Here is a 17,315-nt window from a genome sequence, read left to right as displayed (position 1 = left end):
TCGTTTTATGTTTTCGATAGGATTATTGGCAACAGGAGCGGTGAATGGTCCGCAGGTTCGTCCGGTTTTTACTCTGTCTCGTCGGAGTGTTCGTCATTGGCGGAGCGGTTTTCTATTTCATCACCGCGCCAAACGCGCTTCCTGAAAGTCACTGGGCCAACCTTGGTGAAGCCGATTTGAAGAACGGTGAAATGGTCTTCTGGACGGGCGGCTGCGTCAGTTGCCACGCTGCGCCGGGATCGGAGGGGGACGCCAAGCTCACGCTGTCAGGCGGTCTGGCGGTGAAGAGCCCTTTCGGCATCTTCCACGTGCCCAACATCTCGCCTGACGAGAAGGCTGGTATCGGGACATGGACGCTGGCCGAGTTCGGCAATGCCATGAAGCGCGGCGTTGCCAAAAACGGCGAGCATCTCTACCCGTCCTTTCCGTACAATTCCTATGCCCGGATGAGCGACAAGGACGTCAACGATCTCTTCGGCTATCTGAAGACGCTGCCGAAGAGCGCCAACGTCGCCCCGCCGCACGAATTGCCGTTCCCTTACAATATGCGTCTGGCGCTGGGTGGCTGGAAGTTCCTCTATTTCAATAACGAACCGCGTGTCGCGCTTGCGGCCAATGTCGACGACAAGGTCAAGCGCGGGCAGTATCTGGTCGAAGGCGCCGGCCATTGCGGCGAATGTCACACCCCGCGCGATCAGTTCGGCGGGTTCGAGGCGGACAAATGGCTGGCGGGTGCGCCAAACCCGGAGGGCCAGGGCAGAATCCCTGATGTCACACCGGGCTCGAAGACCGTCGGCTCGTGGAGCCAGGAGGATATCGCCAACTATCTGGAAACCGGCTTCACGCCCGACTTCGATACGGCCGGCGGTTCGATGGCCGAGGTACAGCGCAACCTCGCCCATCTGCCGAAACCGGAGCTCGAGGCGATCGCAGCCTATCTGAAGGCGGTCCCGAACCGCTAGTATTAGCAATATCTCAAAAATGCCGCATTGCAGCACTCCACTGGGTCGTGCACACTGAACGCCCTGTGACGAACCCTTCCGAGGTTCGTTTTCCGAACGACGCCCATCCACGTCTTCCGAAAGGACAGCTGCATGCACAGCACGTCGGCCAACCCTGCAGATGATCTCGAGTCTGTTGCCCGCAAGGGCGGCAAATTGCGGCGCATGGCGGTGCGGATACCGACCTACATGGCCGACATCCGTGAAAATCCTGCATGGCTGCCGATGTTCCTGCTGGCGCGCACCATACCGGCGCGCAAGGCGCATTGGCTGACCGCACGACGCAGCAATGGCGCGATCGAGAATCTGCCGACGCTCTTCAAGGGCGTGGATCATGCAGATGCCGTCGCGGCGCTCAGGCGCGACGGGATATTTCCCAACCTGACGCTACCTGAGGCGATCACCAGTGAAATCGCGAGCTTTGCAAGCGCCACACCGTGCTTCGGCAATTTCGATCGCAAGATCGAGTTCCTGGCGTCGGATCATCGCGACGCAGAGCAGCAATGGGGACGATCGATCCTGAGCGGCCACCACTTCGAACGGGCGCTTGATTGCCCGGCGGTTCGTACCGTCCAGCGTGATCCTGTTCTGTCGGAGATCGCGCGCTGCTATCTCGGCGCCCAAGCCCGCCTCATTACCACCCGCATCTGGTGGAGTTTTCCGACGAGGGCCAGCGAGGCCGAGCGCAGCCTGGCGTCGCTGGACAAGTATCACTTCGATCTCGACGACTGGCGAATGCTGAAGTTCTTCTTCTATCTCGTCGACGTCGACGAAGGCGCCGGCCCGCATGTCTATGTCAGGGGCAGCCACAACAAGCGGCGTATCAAGCACCAATTGACCCTGCTGGTCGGCCACCCCGCGAATGAAATCCTGGATTTCTATGGGAAGGAGAGCGTGACCACGCTGACCGGCGCAGCAGGCTTCGGCTTCGTGGAGGATCCCTTCGGCTTTCATATGGGAACGGTCGCCAAGACGAAGCCGCGCCTGATGATGGAGGTGGGCTTCGGCGTTTCCAAGCCGTCGCGCCGCCGTTTCCACGGCGAGCCGGTGCTTCGATGAGCTAAGGCAGCAGCGTCGTTCACGCGGCTTTCGGCTGATGCTCGGCACCGAACATCAGGACGTATTGGTCCAGTTCGTCGCCGGCATGTCCGAGCGCGCGGTAGATTTCCGCGGCAAAGGTCATCGGTGCCGATCCCGGCGCCGTCACCAGTTTTCCGGCGCGCACGGCCTGCGGGCTGTCCTTGTAACGGGCGTGTCCGGTGTACCCAGGTACACCGGCGATGAAATCGGCGGCATTGCTGGTGTGGTCGGTGGCATTCAGCGCTCCGGCACGAGCAAGCGCCAGAGTTGCGCCACATATCCCGGCGACGAGTTTGCCGTGAGCAAGGAAGTCGTAGATGACGGTTCTCAGGTCGGGCGCCTTTTCCGTTTCCCAGATCGTCCCGCCGCAGAGCACGAGGCCGTCGAAGGCACTGGCATGCAGGTTTTCCGCGACGGTATCGGCCGCGACGCGCATGCCCCCCATCGAGCGTACTTCCGAGCCATCGGGCGTTGCGATCACCACGTCGAAGCCGAAGTAGGAACGTGCGGAGGCCGTCAGTTGCCCGACCTCCCAGTCGGCGAATCCGTTGGTGAGCACGATTGCAAGTCGGGTCATCGGTTTCTCCCTGCCGAATGTCCGCGGCGGCCAACGCCGCTCATGCCAAAGCCTGCATATAGCGCATTCCGGTGACCGGGCGAGGCACGAAGTCCATATTCTCGTAGAAGCGATGTGCCTGCACGTTGCCCGTGGCGGCGCTGACGGAGAGGTAGCCGCAGCCGGCGCTGCGTGCTGTGTCGCGGGCGCGGTTGACGAGGTGCTGCCCGACGCCGTGGCCGCGATGGCCGTCACGCACAAAGAGATGATGCAAATCCATGCCGCGCGCACCATCCTGCGCCCTGTACAGCGGCACGAGAATGGCGTAGCCGATCAGGCCATCGTCGGTTTCGGCAACGAGCGCGGTGATCCACGGCACCGGGCCGAAAAGGTCACGTTCGAGCTGCTCCGGGCTCGAGGCGGAAGCATCGCCATGATGTTTGGCGAGCAGGGTAATCATTTCGCTGAGTTCGGGGAGGTCGCGCGGCTTAGCCGCACGGATATTGATCACCGGCGGGCGGATCATTGAGATTTCGCTGTCTTCGATTTCAACCATGGTCTTCGCGTCCTTGTGTGGTGTTCTGCCGTCAGGACGCTGCCGATACAACAAAGCCGCCTGACGGCGGCTTGTTGACAATATGATCTGTCCGGCCGCCCTTTACAGGTACAGCCAAAAATACGTGCTGGTGATGTGCGCGTTCTTGATCATGCGCCGATAAATCATCCAGAACACGCCGTTTGTCAATGGGGTTTACGCGTCGCCACCGGGAAGCGTGCAGCGTTCGTCGGCGCAGCCGGTCCTTCGCCTTTTCGTCGATGAGTGAAGACCGGATGCGTCGGCACGATGGCAAAACGGCGCCAAGGCCATGTCGTTCTCGACGCCGAAGCGTGGTGCAGAATGTTGCCAAACGCCAGACGGTGAGGGGACTTTTCATCGTCGAGATGCTGAGATAGGGTACCCCCCTATACTAAATGGAAGACGTCATGTCCCACGCCACGCATCAGAAGAAAAAACTGATGGCCCGCGTCAGCCGTCTGAAAGGCCAGCTGGAGGCTGTCGAGCGCGCGCTGGAGGCCGAGAGGCCCTGCGGAGAGATCTTGCAACTGCTTGCCTCGATCCGCGGCGCCCTGAACGGGCTGACCGGCGAGGTGCTGGACGATCATCTGCACGAGCATGTGCTGCACGCCGCCGATGAGAAGGCCCGCATGGAAGCCGTCGAAGAAATATCCGAAGTCCTGCGGACCTACATTCGCTGACACAACCGACATGAGGAGCGTGCGATGAACGCACAGACCGAAAGACTCGAGCACGACCACGTTTTCCTGGGCGCCGATCACGACCGCAACGCCCGTCGTGTCTGGTTCGTCATTGCGCTCACCGCCGTCATGATGGTGGTCGAGATCGGCGCCGGAACCTACTACGGCTCGATGGCGCTAGTCGCTGATGGCTGGCACATGTCGACCCATGCCAGCGCCCTGCTGATCTCCGCCGTTGCCTACCTCTATGCGCGCCGGCAAGCGCGCAATCCCCGCTTCACCTTCGGTACCGGCAAGCTCGGCGACCTCGCGGGCTTTGCCAGCGCCATCATCCTGGCGCTGATCGCCTTGCTGATGGCCTGGGAAAGCTTCCTGCGCATCACGCATCCCGTGCCAATCAGCTTTTCGCAGGCGATCGGCGTCGCCGTCGTCGGCCTACTGGTCAATCTGGCGAGCGCCTGGCTCCTGAAGGACGACCATCATGGCCACAGCCACGGCCATTCCCACCATCACGAGCATCAGCATCACCATGACCACGCTGCTCATACCCATCATGGCGATCATGCTCGTTCCGCGCATGCCTCCGACAACAACATGCGCGCTGCCTATGTCCATGTCATTGCCGATGCGCTGACATCGGTGCTCGCCATTGCCGCACTGCTGCTCGGCAGTCTTTATGGCTGGCTCTGGCTCGACCCGCTGATGGGTATCGTCGGCGGCCTGATCATTGCCCAATGGTCCTGGGGCCTGATGAAGTCTTCAGGCCGCGTGCTGCTCGATGTCGTACCGCGGGAGGCGGTTCTGCAGCGCGAAATCCGTTCGGCGCTGGAAACGGGCGGCGAGCGGATCACCGATCTTCATGTCTGGCAGGTCGGACCCGGCCATCACGCCGCGATTGTTGCTCTTGTGACGCCGCAGCCGGAAAGCCCTGCCTTCTACAAGGCAAAGCTCGAGCCCGTTGCCGGCCTCTCGCACGTTACCGTCGAGGTAACGCAGTCGGCGGCCGCTTGACGCGACTCATCCGGGCCACAATCAGTCTCTAGCGCTGTGTCCATTGATTCAGGCAGAGGAATTTTCATGCGTGGCGTTTCGATCCGCCGCCGGACGCTACTTGGTTCGGCACTGCTTTCACCCGCCTTGTTCCTGTCGCGCATTGCGCGGTCGGAAGACAGGGATGATGAAATCAACCGGCGGATGGAAGCGTTCGAAAAAGCGATCGGCGGTCGCATCGGTGTCTCCGCCATCGACACCGAGACCAACATTTCGTTCGGCTATCGCGAGACCGAGCGCTTTCCTCTCTGCAGTACGTTCAAGGTGCTGGCCGCAGGGCTGGTGCTGGCGCGCGTCGACAAGGGGCACGAGACTCTCGAGCGACGCGTCGTCTACGACCAGGACAAGCTCGTCACCTACTCGCCGGAGACGGAAAAGCACGTCGGCGGCGAGGGCATGAGCCTCAGTGAACTCTGCGAGGCGGCGATCACGCTCTCCGACAATACGGCCGGCAACCTGCTGCTGGAAAGCTTCGGCGGCCCCTCTGAGCTCACCAAATGGCTGCGCACGCTGGGCGATCGGTCGACGCGACTCGACCGCTGGGAAACGGCGCTCAACGAAGCCAAGGACGGCGATCCGCAGGATACGACTACCCCCGATTCGATGGTCGACACGCTCGGCAACCTCACGCTGGGCTCGGCCCTGTCGGAACCGTCGCGCGACAAGCTGGTTGAATGGATGGTGGCGAATACGACAGGCGGCGCACGTCTGCGCGCGGGCCTGCCGGATGCATGGAAGATCGGGGACAAGACCGGCACCGGCAACAACGGCAGTGCTGCCGATATAGCGATTGTCTGGCCGCCCGGTCATGGCGCGATCTTGGTTGCCGCTTACGTGACGCAGGCCAAGGCGCCGGTGTCCGAGATCAACCCTATCTTCGCCGAGGTCGGAAAGATCGTGACCGACATGGTCGGATAAGATTGTCCTGTCAAAGAGATGCGATGGAAACGTGAATCTCCGTCACATCGATTTGAATCAGCTTGTAAAGCCCTCAGGCGCTGATGATCGTTCGGCGCTCGGCTTGTCCTTGCTGTCGCCGTCGCCGGTCAGCTGCCGCTTCAGCTCGTCCGAGATCTGCTTTTCGATCGCCTCGCGCTCTTCTGATGGCATGGCCTTCAGGTCGTCTTCGGTGAGCCCGAGCCGCTCGAGGATCTGCGCGCGGATGCGCTCTGCCGGCGTCTGGTTGGCGAGGTCCGTGAACTCGGAGACAACGGCGTCATGGCGCGCTTTGGCCGGATCCTCGGTACCATCCATGGTAACGCTGCCGCTGCTCTGCAGAGCCCACATCGTACTGGAAATCGACGTCGGCGCGCTGCTTGGCTGAAGAGCCGCGCCGCTTTGGCGAACGCTGACCTCGATATCGCTGGTCTGCTGTTTGTTGCGCTGGCCGGACTGGCCAAAGAGGTTGGTCAGTCCATAGGTGCTGGAAATGCTGCTGCCGATCTTCATGAAATTCGCCCTGACACAATGCGCGGGAGAATGGCGCGCCAGACATGCCTGGAGCTTGCCGCCACGAGCTCGGACGGCGCCGTCACAGGCGGCCGTCCGTCACGCGTCCCGAGTTCAGGGCAGGGCGTAGCCGATCACGTAGTCGCCGGGTTTGGTGCCGATCGAGCCGTGTCCACCGGCGACCATGACAACGAACTGCTTGTTGTCGCTGGTCGTGTAGGTCATCGGCGTAGCCTGGCCGCCGGCCGGCAGACGGGCTTGCCAGAGCTGATCGCCATTGGTCACATCATAGGCGCGCAGAAAGTTGTCGACGGCGGCGCCGAGGAAGGCAACGCCGCCTCTCGTCAGGATCGGGCCGCCGATGCCGGGCACGCCAACCTTGAACGGCAGCGGCAGCGGCGTCATGTCGTAGACCGTGCCATTCCTGCGCTTGTAGGCAATCTTTCCGGTACGCAGATCCGCACCTGTGACATAGCCCCACGGTGGTGCCTGGCAAGGGATACTCAACGGGCCGAGGAACGGTCCCATGAAGACGCCGTAGGGGGCACCGTCGTTGCGGTTGAGGCCCTGTTCGCTGCCTTTCTCGTCCTGGCCTCTCGGCGGGATGTCGGCCGCCGGCACAAGCCGCGAGGTAAAGGCGAGATAGGTCGGCATGCCGAACATGATCTGCCGCTCGGGATCCACCGCCACGCTGCCCCAGTTGAAGGTGCCGAAGTTGCCGGGGTAGATGATAGAGCCCACCAATGACGGCGGGGTGTAGCGGCCCTCGTACTTGTAGCGATGGAACTGGATGCGGCAGGCGAGTTGATCGAACAGCGAGACCCCCCACATATCCCTCTCCTGAAGCGGCGGCGGCGAGAAGGTGAGGTCCGAGATCGGCTGCGTTGGCGCCGTATGATCTTCCGGGATCGCGCCGCCGGGGGCGGGTATCTCCTTGAATGGGATGATTGCCTCGCCGGTGCGCCGGTCGAGCACGTAGATGTCGCCCTGCTTGGTCGGAGCAACGAGTGCCGGCACGGCCGTTCCGTCGGCCTTCGTCATGTCGAAGAGCACGGGCTGGGCGGGAACGTCCATGTCCCACAGGTCATGGTGCACGAATTGCTGTACCCATTTCACTTGCCCGGTGGCGATGTCGAGTGCGACGATCGAGGAGGAGTATTTCTCGACATGGGCGCTGCGGTTCATGCCGAGCTGGTCGGGTACCTGGTTGCCGAGTGGGATGTAGACCATGCCGAGACCGTCATCGACGCTGAAGATGGACCAGCTGTTCGGAGAGTTGGTAGTGTAGGTCTGGCCTTCGGCGATCGGCGTGGTGACATCGGGATTGCCGGAATCCCAGTTCCAGATGAGCGCGCCGGTATTGATGTCGTATGCGCGGATAACGCCGGACTGCTCCTTTGTGGAATAGTTGTCGTTGACGGCGCCGCCGACGATCAGCTTGCCGGCGACCGCGACCGGCGGCGACGTCGAGTAGTAGTAGCCTGCCGGATTGTACTGCATGCCTTTTTCAAGATGCAGCACGCCATCTTCAGCAAAGCTCGTGCAGATCTGGCCATTTGCGGCATCGAGCGCAATCAGCCTGGCGTCGGAGGTCGGCAGAAACACGCGCTCGGCGCAGGCAGAACCGAGGGCTGCGGCCATGTCGCGATAATAGGTGACGCCGCGGCAGGTCTGGTGTTGGCGGTTCGGGTTCATGCCGGAGTTGGAATCGTACTTCCATTTCTCCTTGCCAGTCTTGGCGTCGAGCGCGATTGCCCAGTTGTGCGGCGTGCAGAGGTACAGCGTGTCGCCGACTTTCAGCGGCGTCACCTGATAGGTCGTTTCGCCGACATCCTCGGGTCGCTTCACATCACCGGTCTGGTAGCGCCAGACCTCCTTGAGATCCTTGACGTTTCTGACGTTGATCTGGTCGAGCGGCGAGTAACGCTGGCCGAAGGGTGTGCGGCCGTATTGATGCCACTCTTCATTGGGCACAACACCGCCGAAAGCCGTGGGACTAGTTACGGCCTCGGTCGGCAGATTGCCCGTGATCCGGTGCGGATCTGTGGTCATCGAATAGCCGGCGATCGCGATCGCAATCACAACCGGTATGGCGAGCGGCCAGGGGTTTGCCCCATAGGAGATCCCGGTCGGGCTGAAGAAGCCGAGCGGCCTGCGGATCCAGGGCGTCAACAACCACAAGCCGAGAAGAATGATCAACCCGCCGCGCGGCCCAAGCTGCCACCAGTCGAAGCCGACCTCCCAGATCGCCCAGACCAAGGCCACGGCGATCAGCGCCGCATAGACCCACAACGCGGCTGCCCTGCGCAATAGAAGCAGGATGGCAGTCAGCAGGAACATGGCGCCTGCGAATGCATAAAAGAAGCTGCCGCCGAGCATGACGAGCCAAAGACCGCCGCCGCCGAGCGCAAGGCCAATCAGGATGAAAAATATGGAAGTAAGGACGATTGCCATCTGGGAAGACTCCCGCTGATGTTAGCCGGGTGCGATCAGAGCGGGAAAAAAGTCCGCGAATCAGCGAGATAGAGCGGTCGAAACGAGCGTCAACTGCGACCATAGGTGTCAGAGGGAGAAGGTTCTCGCCCGATCACGTGCCGCAGAAGGTCTGCAACACGCGTTCTTCCGGCTTCGGCGGCTCCATGTATGCCGCAAAGCCAGGCTGGTCGTCATAGGGCTTGGCGAGCACCGCAAGCAACGCCTCGAAGAGCGAGAAGTCCGCATCTTCGACGGCCGCATTGATCGCCTGCTCGATACGATGGTTGCGCGGAATGAAGGCGGGATTGACGGCGCGCATTGCCGTCCTGTGGTCGTCCTCGGTCCGGCCCTCGTCGCGCGTCAGGCGATCGCGCCAGCGGCCAAGCCATTCGCGTGCCCCATCCGGTTCGCGGAAGGTGGAGAGGAAAAGCGCCTCGCCATCTCCAGAGCCGCCAGCGTCGGAAAGGCGGCGGAAGGCGAGGGTAAAATCAGCCTGCTGCGCCTGCATCGTGGCAAGCAGTGACTGGATAAGGTCCAGATCGCCATCCTCGACCCTCGTCAGGCCGATCTTCTCGCGCATGCCGCGCAGCCAGTGGATCTGGAAGCGCTCGCCATATTGCTGGATCACGATGTTGGCGAGCTCGACGGCCTTTTCCGCATCGGCATCGAAGAGCGGCAATAGCGTTTCGCCGAGTCGCGCCAGGTTCCATTGGCCAATGCCGGGCTGGTTCGCATAGGCATAGCGCCCGCCCTGGTCGATCGACGAGAAGACGGTGCGGGGATCGTAGGCATCCATGAAGGCGCAGGGGCCGAAATCGATCGTCTCGCCCGAAATGGCCATGTTGTCGGTGTTCATGACGCCGTGGATGAAGCCGATATGCAGCCAGCTTGCGATCAACGCAGCCTGCCGCTCGCAAACGGCCTCGTAGAGCGCGAGGTAGGGACTGTCCCTGTCCTTGAGTTCCGGGTAGTGCCGGTCGATCACATAGTCGGCAAGCGCCCGCACGCCGTCCGTATCGCCGCGTGCGGTGAAGAACTGGAAGGTGCCGACGCGGATGTGGCTCGCGGCAACGCGGGTGAAGACCGCGCCCGGCAGAATGTTTTCGCGATAGACGGGCTGCCCTGTCGAAACAGCTGCAAGCGCTCTGGTCGCCGGCACGCCGAGTGCATACATCGCCTCGCTGACGATATATTCGCGCAGCACAGGCCCGAGCGCGGCGCGGCCATCGCCGCGGCGAGAGTAGGCCGTCTGGCCGGCACCCTTTAATTGGATATCGCGGCGCTGACCATTGCGGTCGATCACCTCGCCGAGCAGGATTGCCCGCCCGTCGCCAAGCAGCGGCACGAAAGCACCGAACTGGTGCCCGGCATAGGCCATCGCTAACGGATCTGCGCCTTCAGGCACGAGGTTGCCGGAAAAGATCGCAGCACCATCCCGCTTCAGCGCCTCGACATCAAGACCGAGTTCTTCCGCAAGCGGCTCGTTCAGCTTGATCAGCCACGGCTCGGCGGCCTGCGAGGGCGCCTGGCGCGTAAAGAACTGCTGCGGCAACCGCGCATAGCTGTTGTCGAAGGCGAAGGGCGCGCCGGTGCGCGCAACATTCTGCAGGGCTTGGGTCATGCTCCATAGGTAGTGCCAGGCGGCGGTTGCTGCAAGCAACAGCGGTGGTAGGATTTTATCCTATTTCTGAATGTAGCGTATTCGATGGAAAAGTTGAACATCACCCCGCCGGCCGAAATGGTCAATGTGACAGGGCCGAAGTCGAGGCCGGTACCTGCGCCTCGACCAGCGAAGCGCTGCGCGAAGCCATGCGCGTTTGGATGCGGCGCGAAGAGGAGCACAAGGAGCGCATCGCGGCGATCCGCGCCCGCGTGCAGGCATCATTGGATGATCCTCGAGCGAGATTAAACGGCCGGGAGATGAGAACGGCCGTCGACGCCCTCTTTGCAAAGCACCGATGAGTAATGGAGCACCATTCGGTAGAGTACCGACCAGCGGCACTCGAAGCGATCGTCTCACTCTTCACTTACGTTCTCGAAGCCAGTCGAAATCGCGTTACGCCGAGCGTTGCATAGAGCGCCTGAACGACCGTTGCGAACGTGTCGGCGATGCGCCATTTGGCGGTGTGGCAAGATCGGACCTCGGCGCCAACCTGCGCATGGCGGTTTTTGAGAGACGCATCGTGATACTTCACGTCGTCGAAGATGACGCGGTCAAAATCACCAACATCTTCTCCGGCGGACAGGATTACGAAGCACTTCTGCGCGACGATTGAGCAGGTTTCCCAGCCATTCCCAAACGACACGGCTGCCTTTCCATTTAAGCATAACGCCGCCACATTTGCGGGCGTATACATCAATCTCCCCTTTTGGCATTACGCCATACCATACCGCGGCCATCGCTTCCGCGACGGCCACGCCATTGCGAGTGATCCCTAACGATGTCGGATCAGATCTATCGGGCGGCCACCATCGGGCGCGCCAAGCCCAATTTCCGCGTGATAGCGATGATCGTTGCGAGCGCCATGTTCATGGAGCAGCTCGACGCGACCGTGCTGGCGACGGCGCTGCCGACCATGGCACGCGATTTCGGCGTCAGCGCCCCGTCGATGAGCATCGCGCTGACCTCCTACCTCCTCAGTCTCGCGATCTTCATCCCGGCCAGCGGCCTGATTGCCGATCGCTTCGGCTCGCGCACCGTTTTCCGCTCGGCGATCGCCGTCTTCGTCACCGGCTCCATCTTCTGTGCGCTCTCGCCCAATCTTCTCTGTCTCGTGCTGGCGCGGCTGCTGCAAGGTCTTGGCGGCGCCATGATGCTGCCGGTCGGTCGCCTGGTCCTGCTGCGCAGCGTCGACCGCAAAGACATGGTCAACGCCATGTCATGGCTGCTGGTGCCGGCGCTGATCGGCCCGATCCTCGGTCCGCCGGTCGGTGGCCTGATCGTCACCTATCTCGACTGGCGCTGGATTTTCTATATCAACGTGCCGATCGGCATCATTGGTTTTACGCTGGTCTCGATCTTCATCGAGGACTTCAAGGGCGAGGCGAAGCGCCCGTTCGACACGGTTGGTTTCATCCTCTCCGGCATCGCGCTCGGCTCCCTACTGTTTGGCTTCGAAAGCTCGAGCCGCCCGGGCGAGGGCGCCTTCTCGCTGTTCCTGATCGCTGTCGGTCTGCTCTTCGGCGTCGCCTATCTCAAGCACGCCCGCCGCCATCCGTCGCCGATCATGGATTTCTCGCTGATGAAGGTGCCGAGCTTCGGCACCTCGGTCATCGCGGGCTCGCTGACCCGTATCACGCAAGGCGCGCAGCCTTTCCTGCTGCCGCTCTATTTCCAGCTCGGCTTCGGATTGTCGGCCGCCAAGGCCGGTCAGCTCGTCACTGCCGCAGCTCTTGGCTCGATGGCGATGAAGGCCGTTGCGCCGCGCGTGCTGCGCCGCTTCGGCTTTCGCAACAGCCTTGTCGCGAACGGCATCATCGCCACTTGCGGTTATGCGCTCTGCGCCGCCTTCCGGCCGGACTGGCCGTTGGCGCTGATCTTCGCGATCCTCGTCATATGCGGCTTCTTCATGTCGTTCCAGTTCACCGCCTACAATACGGTGGCCTATGACGAGATCGACCGCGACCGGATGAGTTCGGCCACCAGTTTCTACACCACCTTCCAGCAGCTCATGCTGTCGCTCGGCATCTGCGTGGGCGCGCTGGCGCTGCACACTTCGATGACGGTCAACGGCAGCGAAACGCCGCAACTCCACGATTTCTCCGCGGCCTTCCTCTTCGTGACCGCGATCTCGATCACTGCGACGTTCTGGAACCTGCGCTTTTCGCGCAGCGCCGGCGCCGACATCAGCGGCCATGGCGCTGAAAAGGCAGCGCACACCGCCGAGCATTGACCCTCAGGCGCGGGCAAGCTCCGGCAGACAGGCCTCGCAGATCGCGGCCACATGCCGGTGATCGGTGCCGCAGCAGCCGCCAACGATCCTGACCTGCGGCATCTTGCGCATCAGTTGTCTGTAGCGCTGCCCGAGATCGACGGGATTGCCCGCATCGAGCGTCTCGCTCTCGTCGAGCTCCGCATGGCTCATGCGCGAAGCGTTGGCGCGCAGCCCGCGGATGCGTTTCGTCCAGCCGGCGCCATGATAGAGCGCCTCGGCGAAATGCGTCGGGTGGGCGCAGTTGATCATGTAGTAGGCGGGTGAACCGCCGGTCGCCGCATCCGTCGTCTCGATCGCTTCCTGCATGCTGCGCCCGGTTACCAGCCTGCCGTCAGTCTCGACGGTAAAGGAGATCGCGGAAGGCATGCCTCTGGCCGTGGCCGCTCGCGCTACGCCGATCGCCTCGTCGATGTTGGTCAGCGTGAAGGCGGTCACCATGTCGGCATCGCTTTCGGCGAAGCTGCCGATCTGGACGCTGTGGTAATCCTCGGCTTCGGACGCGTCCATGCTGCCGGCCTTGTAACCGTCGCCGCGCGGCCCGATGGCGCCACTGATCACGATCGGCTGTCCCGGTTGCTGGTATCGCTCGCGCAAGCCTGCCAGCAGCGCGACGCTGCCAACATTGGCCGCGTGCAGCGCTTCGCGCGTGTAGCCGAGCTTCCCGGCCCAATCCGGATTAGCCCGCCATGTCGGCGTGTCGAGAATGAAGCCGGCGCCATGCTTGCGGGCGATATCAAGATAGCGGCGATAGTAGGCCTGTAGCCGGTCGCGCCCTTCCTCCGAAGCCAGCATCACAAACGATGCGAAGTGCGGCAGCTGCAATCCGTCGAGAAAGATGAAGGTTGTCTCCATGCCGCCATCGGTCACGAAGAAGCCGCCCTCGAGCTGCGGCAAGCTGTGTCGGTAGGTCGCCATCGTATCTTTCCTCAGCTGGATGAAAGAGAATGCTGCGACGCAATACTAATGATTTAGCATGTTCTAAAATATACTCCCGCGGTGGTACAGTGAAATTTCAGCGGTCTTCCATAGCAGCCGCCATCTCGGCGAGCTTGCGTACCGTATTCAGGTTGCGCGTGGTTCCCGGTTTCAGGGCTGGCAGCTTGAGCTTCGATTTGCCGGCGCCGATCGGGAAGTGGACGTAGATTTCGCGCCCGGCGAGAACTGCCTCTTCGCCATCGGGCGCGACCATCTTGTCCAGCGCATCGCTTGGTGCTTCCTCGGGCAGGAAGCTCACCAGCAGATAGTTTGGCTTGGCGTCGGGAAAGGGCACGTTGGTGGCAATCGCGTCCAGCTCCTTGCGGCTGCGCAGCATCACGCCGGGCTTCTTGCCCAGCAGCTTCCCGAGCGCCTCGTCCAGCTTTTGCTCGACCTCAGCTTTCGGCTCGTCGGCGCAAAACAGCACGTTGCCGCTCTGGATGTAGGTCTTCACGTCGCTGAAGCCGAGCTCTTCGCAGACCGCCTTCAGCGTCGTCATCGGCAGCTTGCCCGTGCCGCCGACATTCACGGCTCGAAGCAAAGCGATGTAGACAGGCATGGGCTTCCTCCTGTGATCAGCGAAAGAGCGGCCGCACAACCTCTGCGCCTATTCCTGCCACAAGGACAGGAATGAGGGATGAGAGGGCGGGTAACTTTAGTGTCAGGCGCCTACGGCACGTGACATCCCCGCTAAACCTTCCCCGCGACCTTGATCGCGAAGGCATATTCGAAGGCGATCTCCTCGAGGCGCTGGAAGCGTCCCGATGCGCCGCCATGGCCGGCATCCATATTGGTCTTCAAGAGGATCGGCGCCGAGCCGATCGTCTTCTCGCGCAGCCTTGCCACCCACTTTGCCGGCTCCCAGTAGGTGACGCGCGGGTCCGTCAGGCCACCGAGCGCCAGGATCGGCGGATAGGCTTTCGCGCCGACGTTGTCGTAGGGCGAATAGCCGGCGATATGTTCGTATTCGTCCTTGCTCTCGATCGGGTTGCCCCATTCCGGCCATTCCGGCGGGGTCAGCGGCAGCGTGTCGTCGAGCATGGTGTTCAGCACATCGACGAAGGGAACCGCGGCGATCAGGCCGGCGAACTTTTCCGGTGCCATGTTGGCAACTGCGCCCATCAGCATGCCGCCGGCCGAGCCGCCCTCGGCGATGATGTTGGCGTAGGAGGTGAACTTCTCCTGATTCAGATAGTCAGCGGCGGCGATGAAGTCCTTGAAGGTGTTGGTCTTCTTCTCCATCTTGCCGTCTTCGTACCAGGCAAAGCCCTTGTCCTTGCCGCCACGGATATGGGCGATGGCATAGACGAAGCCGCGATCGGCAAGCGACAGGCAGTTGGTGTTGAAGCCGGCCGGAATGGTGATGCCGTAGGCGCCGTAGCCATAGAGCAGGCAGGGCGCGGAGCCGTCAAGCGGCGTATCCTTGCGATGGAGCAGGGTGACCGGCACCTCAACGCCGTCCCAGGCCGGGGCGAAGACGCGGCGGGTGACATAGTCGTCGGGATTGTGGCCGGAGGGCACTTCCTGCGTCTTCAGCAGCGTGCGCTCGCGCGTCACCATGTTGTAGTCGTAAAGCTGCGACGGCGTCGTCATCGAGGAATAGGAGAAGCGGATGACGTCGGTGTCGTATTCCGCGGCCCCCTGCAGCCCGAGCGAATAGGCCTCTTCGGCAAAGGCGATGGCATGCTCCTCGCCGGTGCGACGGTCGCGGATGATGATCTGCGGCAGCCCGTCCTTACGCTCCAGCCAGAGCAGGTGGCGGGCATAGGCCATGTGGCTGATGATCAAGGTTCCCGGCTTGTGCGGCACGACCTCGCGCCAGTTCGCCTTGCCCGGGTTTTCAACCGGCGCTTCCATGATCTTGAAATCCTTGGCGTCGCCGTCGTTGGTAAGGATGTAGAAGACGCCGCCGCCTTCCGTCATCGAATATTCGATGCCTTCCTCACGCTCGGCCACGAGCTTCGGCTCCGCCGTCAGATCCTTGGTGGAGAGCAGGCGGTATTCCGACGTTTCGTGGTCGTGGATGTCGATGTAGATGAAATCGTCGAGAAGCGAGCCGCCGACGCCCATGAAGAAGCCGGCATCCTTCTCCTCGTAGACCAGCCGGTCTTCCGCTTGCGGTGTCCCGATGATGTGGTGGAAGACCTTCGACGGACGGTGGTTCTCGTCGAGCGCGGAGTAGAAGAAGCTCTTGCCGTCAGGTGCCCACGCACCGCCGCCGCCGGTGTTCTCGATGACATCGGCCATGTCCTCGCCGGTCGCCAGATCGCGCACCTTCAGTGTGTAGAATTCCGAACCCTTGTCGTCATAACCCCAGATACCGCGGCTGTGGTCGGTCGAATGGTCGAGGCCCGCCAGCCGGAAATAGGCCTTGCCGGCGGCTTCCTTGTCGCCGTCGAGCAGGACGGCGCGGATCGTCTCGTCCTTGACGTCGCCGTTGCGGGGGATGCGGAAATAGCGCGGCTGTTCGCCACCGGTGACGAAGAACGTGCCGTACGCATAGTCGCCGTCCTTCATCGGCACGGAACTGTCGTCTTCCTTGATGCGGCCGCGCATCTCTGAGAACAGCGTCTTCTGCAGCGCCTTGGTGTCTTCCATCGCCGCGTTCATGTAGACGTTTTCGGCTTCCAGGTGCTGCCGGATCGCGGGATCGAGGATCGATGGATCCTTGAACATCGCCTGCCAGTTGTCGGCCCGCAGCCAGGCGTAGTCGTCGGTGCGGGTGATGCCGTGGCGCATATCGGAGATCGGCTTCTTGGCGGCAGCGGGCGGGTTCGGCAGGTTCTTGAAGACGGTCAAGGAAGGCTCCGGATACGGGGTGTCAGGTGGGCAAGAGATAGAGGCGCGGATGCCGCGGATCAAGCGCCGAAGACAGCGCTGCGACAAAACCGAAGGAATGCTCACGTTGCCTTGATGTCACCACATTGTTTAAGAAAGTCCGCTACGTCGCCCGGAATTTGCCCCCTGTTCGACCGTGAAAGCCCCGGTCGTCCACAGGCGATTCTGGAATGAGAATGCAAAGGAATCCCACCGTAATGCCAAAACGTCTCGTGTTGTTTCTGTCCGCATTTAGCCTTGCTTTTCCAGCTTTCGCCGTTGATCCCGCAATCAAGAAACAACTCGAAAAGCTCGATCCCGCGACCCGTCTCGAACAGAGCTGCGACACCGAGGCGATGAGCCGAATCAACAAGGACGATACCGGCTTCAAGCCCGATAAAGTTATTGCCTATACCTTCAAGGATCCCGTTCCCGGCGACGATAGGCTGGAGGCACCCGGCGCCGTCTTCCGCAGCAAGGGTGACTGGTATCACCTGTCCTACACCTGCATCACCGGTCCGCAGCACATGAATGTTCGCGAGCTTGACTATAAGATCGGCGAGAAGGTGCCGAAGGAGAAGTGGGAAAAATACTACCTCTATGATTGACACGAGTGCCAAGTAGGCTGCGTTTGCAGGCGCTGCCTTTCTGAAGCCTTAGTCCTCAGGCATCAGCTCTTTCGCTGAAAGCCGGCGGCGAATCGCAGGATCGCAAGCGGCA

The 17,315-nt window shown here is 61.9% G+C and carries 17 protein-coding genes; 8 read left to right on the top strand and 9 right to left on the bottom strand.

What is annotated here, in order from left to right; translation table 11 throughout:
- Positions 1–44: 44 nt before the first annotated feature.
- Together K9B32_RS22665 and K9B32_RS22660 are read left to right on the top strand one after the other, a co-directional pair.
- Positions 45–962: a c-type cytochrome gene (locus tag K9B32_RS22665; RefSeq protein WP_224566208.1), complete on the top strand. Its 918-nt coding sequence runs from the start codon at positions 45–47 to the stop codon at positions 960–962.
- A 132-nt stretch (positions 963–1,094) separates the two neighbouring features.
- Positions 1,095–2,060 (top strand): hypothetical protein, encoded by a 966-nt coding sequence (locus K9B32_RS22660; protein WP_224566206.1) that lies wholly within the window; start codon positions 1,095–1,097, stop codon positions 2,058–2,060.
- Positions 2,061–2,079: 19 nt separating this feature from the next.
- Here the strand turns inward: K9B32_RS22660 and K9B32_RS22655 are convergent, their stop codons facing one another.
- Together K9B32_RS22655 and K9B32_RS22650 are read right to left on the bottom strand one after the other, a co-directional pair.
- Positions 2,080–2,658 (bottom strand): type 1 glutamine amidotransferase family protein, encoded by a 579-nt coding sequence (locus K9B32_RS22655; protein WP_007791956.1) that lies wholly within the window; start codon positions 2,656–2,658, stop codon positions 2,080–2,082.
- Positions 2,659–2,698: 40 nt separating this feature from the next.
- Positions 2,699–3,193, bottom strand: a complete 495-nt coding sequence (locus tag K9B32_RS22650) for a GNAT family N-acetyltransferase (RefSeq protein WP_224566204.1) — start codon at positions 3,191–3,193, stop codon at positions 2,699–2,701.
- 428 nt (positions 3,194–3,621) lie between these two features.
- Here K9B32_RS22650 and dmeR point away from each other — a divergent pair, with 428 nt between their 5' ends.
- The 3 genes from dmeR to bla all read left to right on the top strand — a co-directional run bounded on the left by dmeR (position 3,622) and on the right by bla (position 5,862).
- Positions 3,622–3,894 (top strand): Ni(II)/Co(II)-sensing transcriptional repressor DmeR, encoded by a 273-nt coding sequence (gene dmeR / locus K9B32_RS22645; protein ID WP_224566201.1) that lies wholly within the window; start codon positions 3,622–3,624, stop codon positions 3,892–3,894.
- 24 nt (positions 3,895–3,918) lie between these two features.
- Positions 3,919–4,905: a CDF family Co(II)/Ni(II) efflux transporter DmeF gene (gene dmeF / locus K9B32_RS22640; protein ID WP_224566199.1), complete on the top strand. Its 987-nt coding sequence runs from the start codon at positions 3,919–3,921 to the stop codon at positions 4,903–4,905.
- A gap of 66 nt (positions 4,906–4,971) precedes the next feature.
- Positions 4,972–5,862 carry a class A beta-lactamase gene (bla, locus tag K9B32_RS22635; RefSeq protein ID WP_224566189.1) on the top strand — a complete coding sequence of 297 codons (891 nt, stop codon included), beginning with the start codon at positions 4,972–4,974 and terminating at the stop codon, positions 5,860–5,862.
- Positions 5,863–5,919: 57 nt separating this feature from the next.
- On the opposite strand, the gene K9B32_RS22630 is transcribed toward bla, so the two are convergent.
- From K9B32_RS22630 to K9B32_RS22620, 3 genes are all read right to left on the bottom strand, one after another.
- Complete coding sequence (locus K9B32_RS22630) at positions 5,920–6,393, bottom strand: hypothetical protein (protein WP_224566187.1); 474 nt, start codon at positions 6,391–6,393, stop codon at positions 5,920–5,922.
- Positions 6,394–6,507: 114 nt separating this feature from the next.
- Positions 6,508–8,847 carry a glucose/quinate/shikimate family membrane-bound PQQ-dependent dehydrogenase gene (locus K9B32_RS22625; protein ID WP_224566185.1) on the bottom strand — a complete coding sequence of 780 codons (2,340 nt, stop codon included), beginning with the start codon at positions 8,845–8,847 and terminating at the stop codon, positions 6,508–6,510.
- Between the two features lie 133 nt (positions 8,848–8,980).
- Entirely contained in the window at positions 8,981–10,489 is a 1,509-nt protein-coding gene (locus tag K9B32_RS22620; RefSeq protein ID WP_224566183.1) for a protein adenylyltransferase SelO, read from the bottom strand.
- Between the two features lie 26 nt (positions 10,490–10,515).
- Here K9B32_RS22620 and K9B32_RS22615 point away from each other — a divergent pair, with 26 nt between their 5' ends.
- On the top strand, positions 10,516–10,830 hold the full coding sequence (locus K9B32_RS22615; RefSeq protein ID WP_224566182.1) for a type II toxin-antitoxin system ParD family antitoxin: 315 nt from the start codon (positions 10,516–10,518) through the stop codon (positions 10,828–10,830).
- Between the two features lie 65 nt (positions 10,831–10,895).
- Here K9B32_RS22615 and K9B32_RS22610 read toward each other — a convergent pair whose 3' ends face one another.
- Positions 10,896–11,174, bottom strand: a complete 279-nt coding sequence (locus K9B32_RS22610; protein WP_224566180.1) for a hypothetical protein — start codon at positions 11,172–11,174, stop codon at positions 10,896–10,898.
- Between the two features lie 135 nt (positions 11,175–11,309).
- Between K9B32_RS22610 and K9B32_RS22605 the strand changes: the two genes are divergently transcribed.
- Positions 11,310–12,761, top strand: coding sequence for a DHA2 family efflux MFS transporter permease subunit (locus K9B32_RS22605; RefSeq protein ID WP_224566178.1), 1,452 nt, complete (start codon positions 11,310–11,312; stop codon positions 12,759–12,761).
- Between the two features lie 3 nt (positions 12,762–12,764).
- Here K9B32_RS22605 and K9B32_RS22600 read toward each other — a convergent pair whose 3' ends face one another.
- From K9B32_RS22600 to K9B32_RS22590, 3 genes are all read right to left on the bottom strand, one after another.
- Entirely contained in the window at positions 12,765–13,718 is a 954-nt protein-coding gene (locus tag K9B32_RS22600) for a homocysteine S-methyltransferase family protein (RefSeq protein ID WP_224566176.1), read from the bottom strand.
- A 97-nt stretch (positions 13,719–13,815) separates the two neighbouring features.
- Entirely contained in the window at positions 13,816–14,337 is a 522-nt protein-coding gene (locus K9B32_RS22595; protein WP_224566174.1) for a DUF1697 domain-containing protein, read from the bottom strand.
- Between the two features lie 131 nt (positions 14,338–14,468).
- Complete coding sequence (locus tag K9B32_RS22590) at positions 14,469–16,577, bottom strand: S9 family peptidase (protein WP_224566172.1); 2,109 nt, start codon at positions 16,575–16,577, stop codon at positions 14,469–14,471.
- A gap of 236 nt (positions 16,578–16,813) precedes the next feature.
- Between K9B32_RS22590 and K9B32_RS22585 the strand changes: the two genes are divergently transcribed.
- The gene (locus K9B32_RS22585) at positions 16,814–17,203 is read left to right on the top strand and encodes a DUF930 domain-containing protein (RefSeq protein ID WP_224566170.1); all 390 of its coding nucleotides are present in this window, start codon (positions 16,814–16,816) and stop codon (positions 17,201–17,203) included.
- Positions 17,204–17,315 lie beyond the last annotated feature (112 nt).

It is taken from the genome of Rhizobium sp. 3T7 (genome assembly GCF_020166565.1).
Classification (GTDB): Bacteria; Pseudomonadota; Alphaproteobacteria; order Rhizobiales; family Rhizobiaceae; genus Rhizobium.
This window is presented reverse-complemented; position numbering and strand designations above follow the sequence as displayed.

What these genes read in the sequence shown, in the direction of transcription:
- K9B32_RS22595 (WP_224566174.1), bottom strand. Translation starts at nt 14,337, where the DNA reads ATGCCTGTCTACATCGCTTTGCTTCGAGCCGTGAATGTCGGCGGCACG.
- K9B32_RS22625 (WP_224566185.1), bottom strand. Translation starts at nt 8,847, where the DNA reads ATGGCAATCGTCCTTACTTCCATATTTTTCATCCTGATTGGCCTTGCG.
- dmeR (WP_224566201.1), top strand. Translation starts at nt 3,622, where the DNA reads ATGTCCCACGCCACGCATCAGAAGAAAAAACTGATGGCCCGCGTCAGC.
- K9B32_RS22605 (WP_224566178.1), top strand. Translation starts at nt 11,310, where the DNA reads ATGTCGGATCAGATCTATCGGGCGGCCACCATCGGGCGCGCCAAGCCC.
- K9B32_RS22655 (WP_007791956.1), bottom strand. Translation starts at nt 2,658, where the DNA reads ATGACCCGACTTGCAATCGTGCTCACCAACGGATTCGCCGACTGGGAG.
- K9B32_RS22600 (WP_224566176.1), bottom strand. Translation starts at nt 13,718, where the DNA reads ATGGCGACCTACCGACACAGCTTGCCGCAGCTCGAGGGCGGCTTCTTC.
- K9B32_RS22650 (WP_224566204.1), bottom strand. Translation starts at nt 3,193, where the DNA reads ATGGTTGAAATCGAAGACAGCGAAATCTCAATGATCCGCCCGCCGGTG.
- K9B32_RS22620 (WP_224566183.1), bottom strand. Translation starts at nt 10,489, where the DNA reads ATGACCCAAGCCCTGCAGAATGTTGCGCGCACCGGCGCGCCCTTCGCC.
- K9B32_RS22665 (WP_224566208.1), top strand. Translation starts at nt 45, where the DNA reads ATGGTCCGCAGGTTCGTCCGGTTTTTACTCTGTCTCGTCGGAGTGTTC.
- bla (WP_224566189.1), top strand. Translation starts at nt 4,972, where the DNA reads ATGCGTGGCGTTTCGATCCGCCGCCGGACGCTACTTGGTTCGGCACTG.
- K9B32_RS22630 (WP_224566187.1), bottom strand. Translation starts at nt 6,393, where the DNA reads ATGAAGATCGGCAGCAGCATTTCCAGCACCTATGGACTGACCAACCTC.
- dmeF (WP_224566199.1), top strand. Translation starts at nt 3,919, where the DNA reads ATGAACGCACAGACCGAAAGACTCGAGCACGACCACGTTTTCCTGGGC.
- K9B32_RS22660 (WP_224566206.1), top strand. Translation starts at nt 1,095, where the DNA reads ATGCACAGCACGTCGGCCAACCCTGCAGATGATCTCGAGTCTGTTGCC.
- K9B32_RS22585 (WP_224566170.1), top strand. Translation starts at nt 16,814, where the DNA reads ATGCCAAAACGTCTCGTGTTGTTTCTGTCCGCATTTAGCCTTGCTTTT.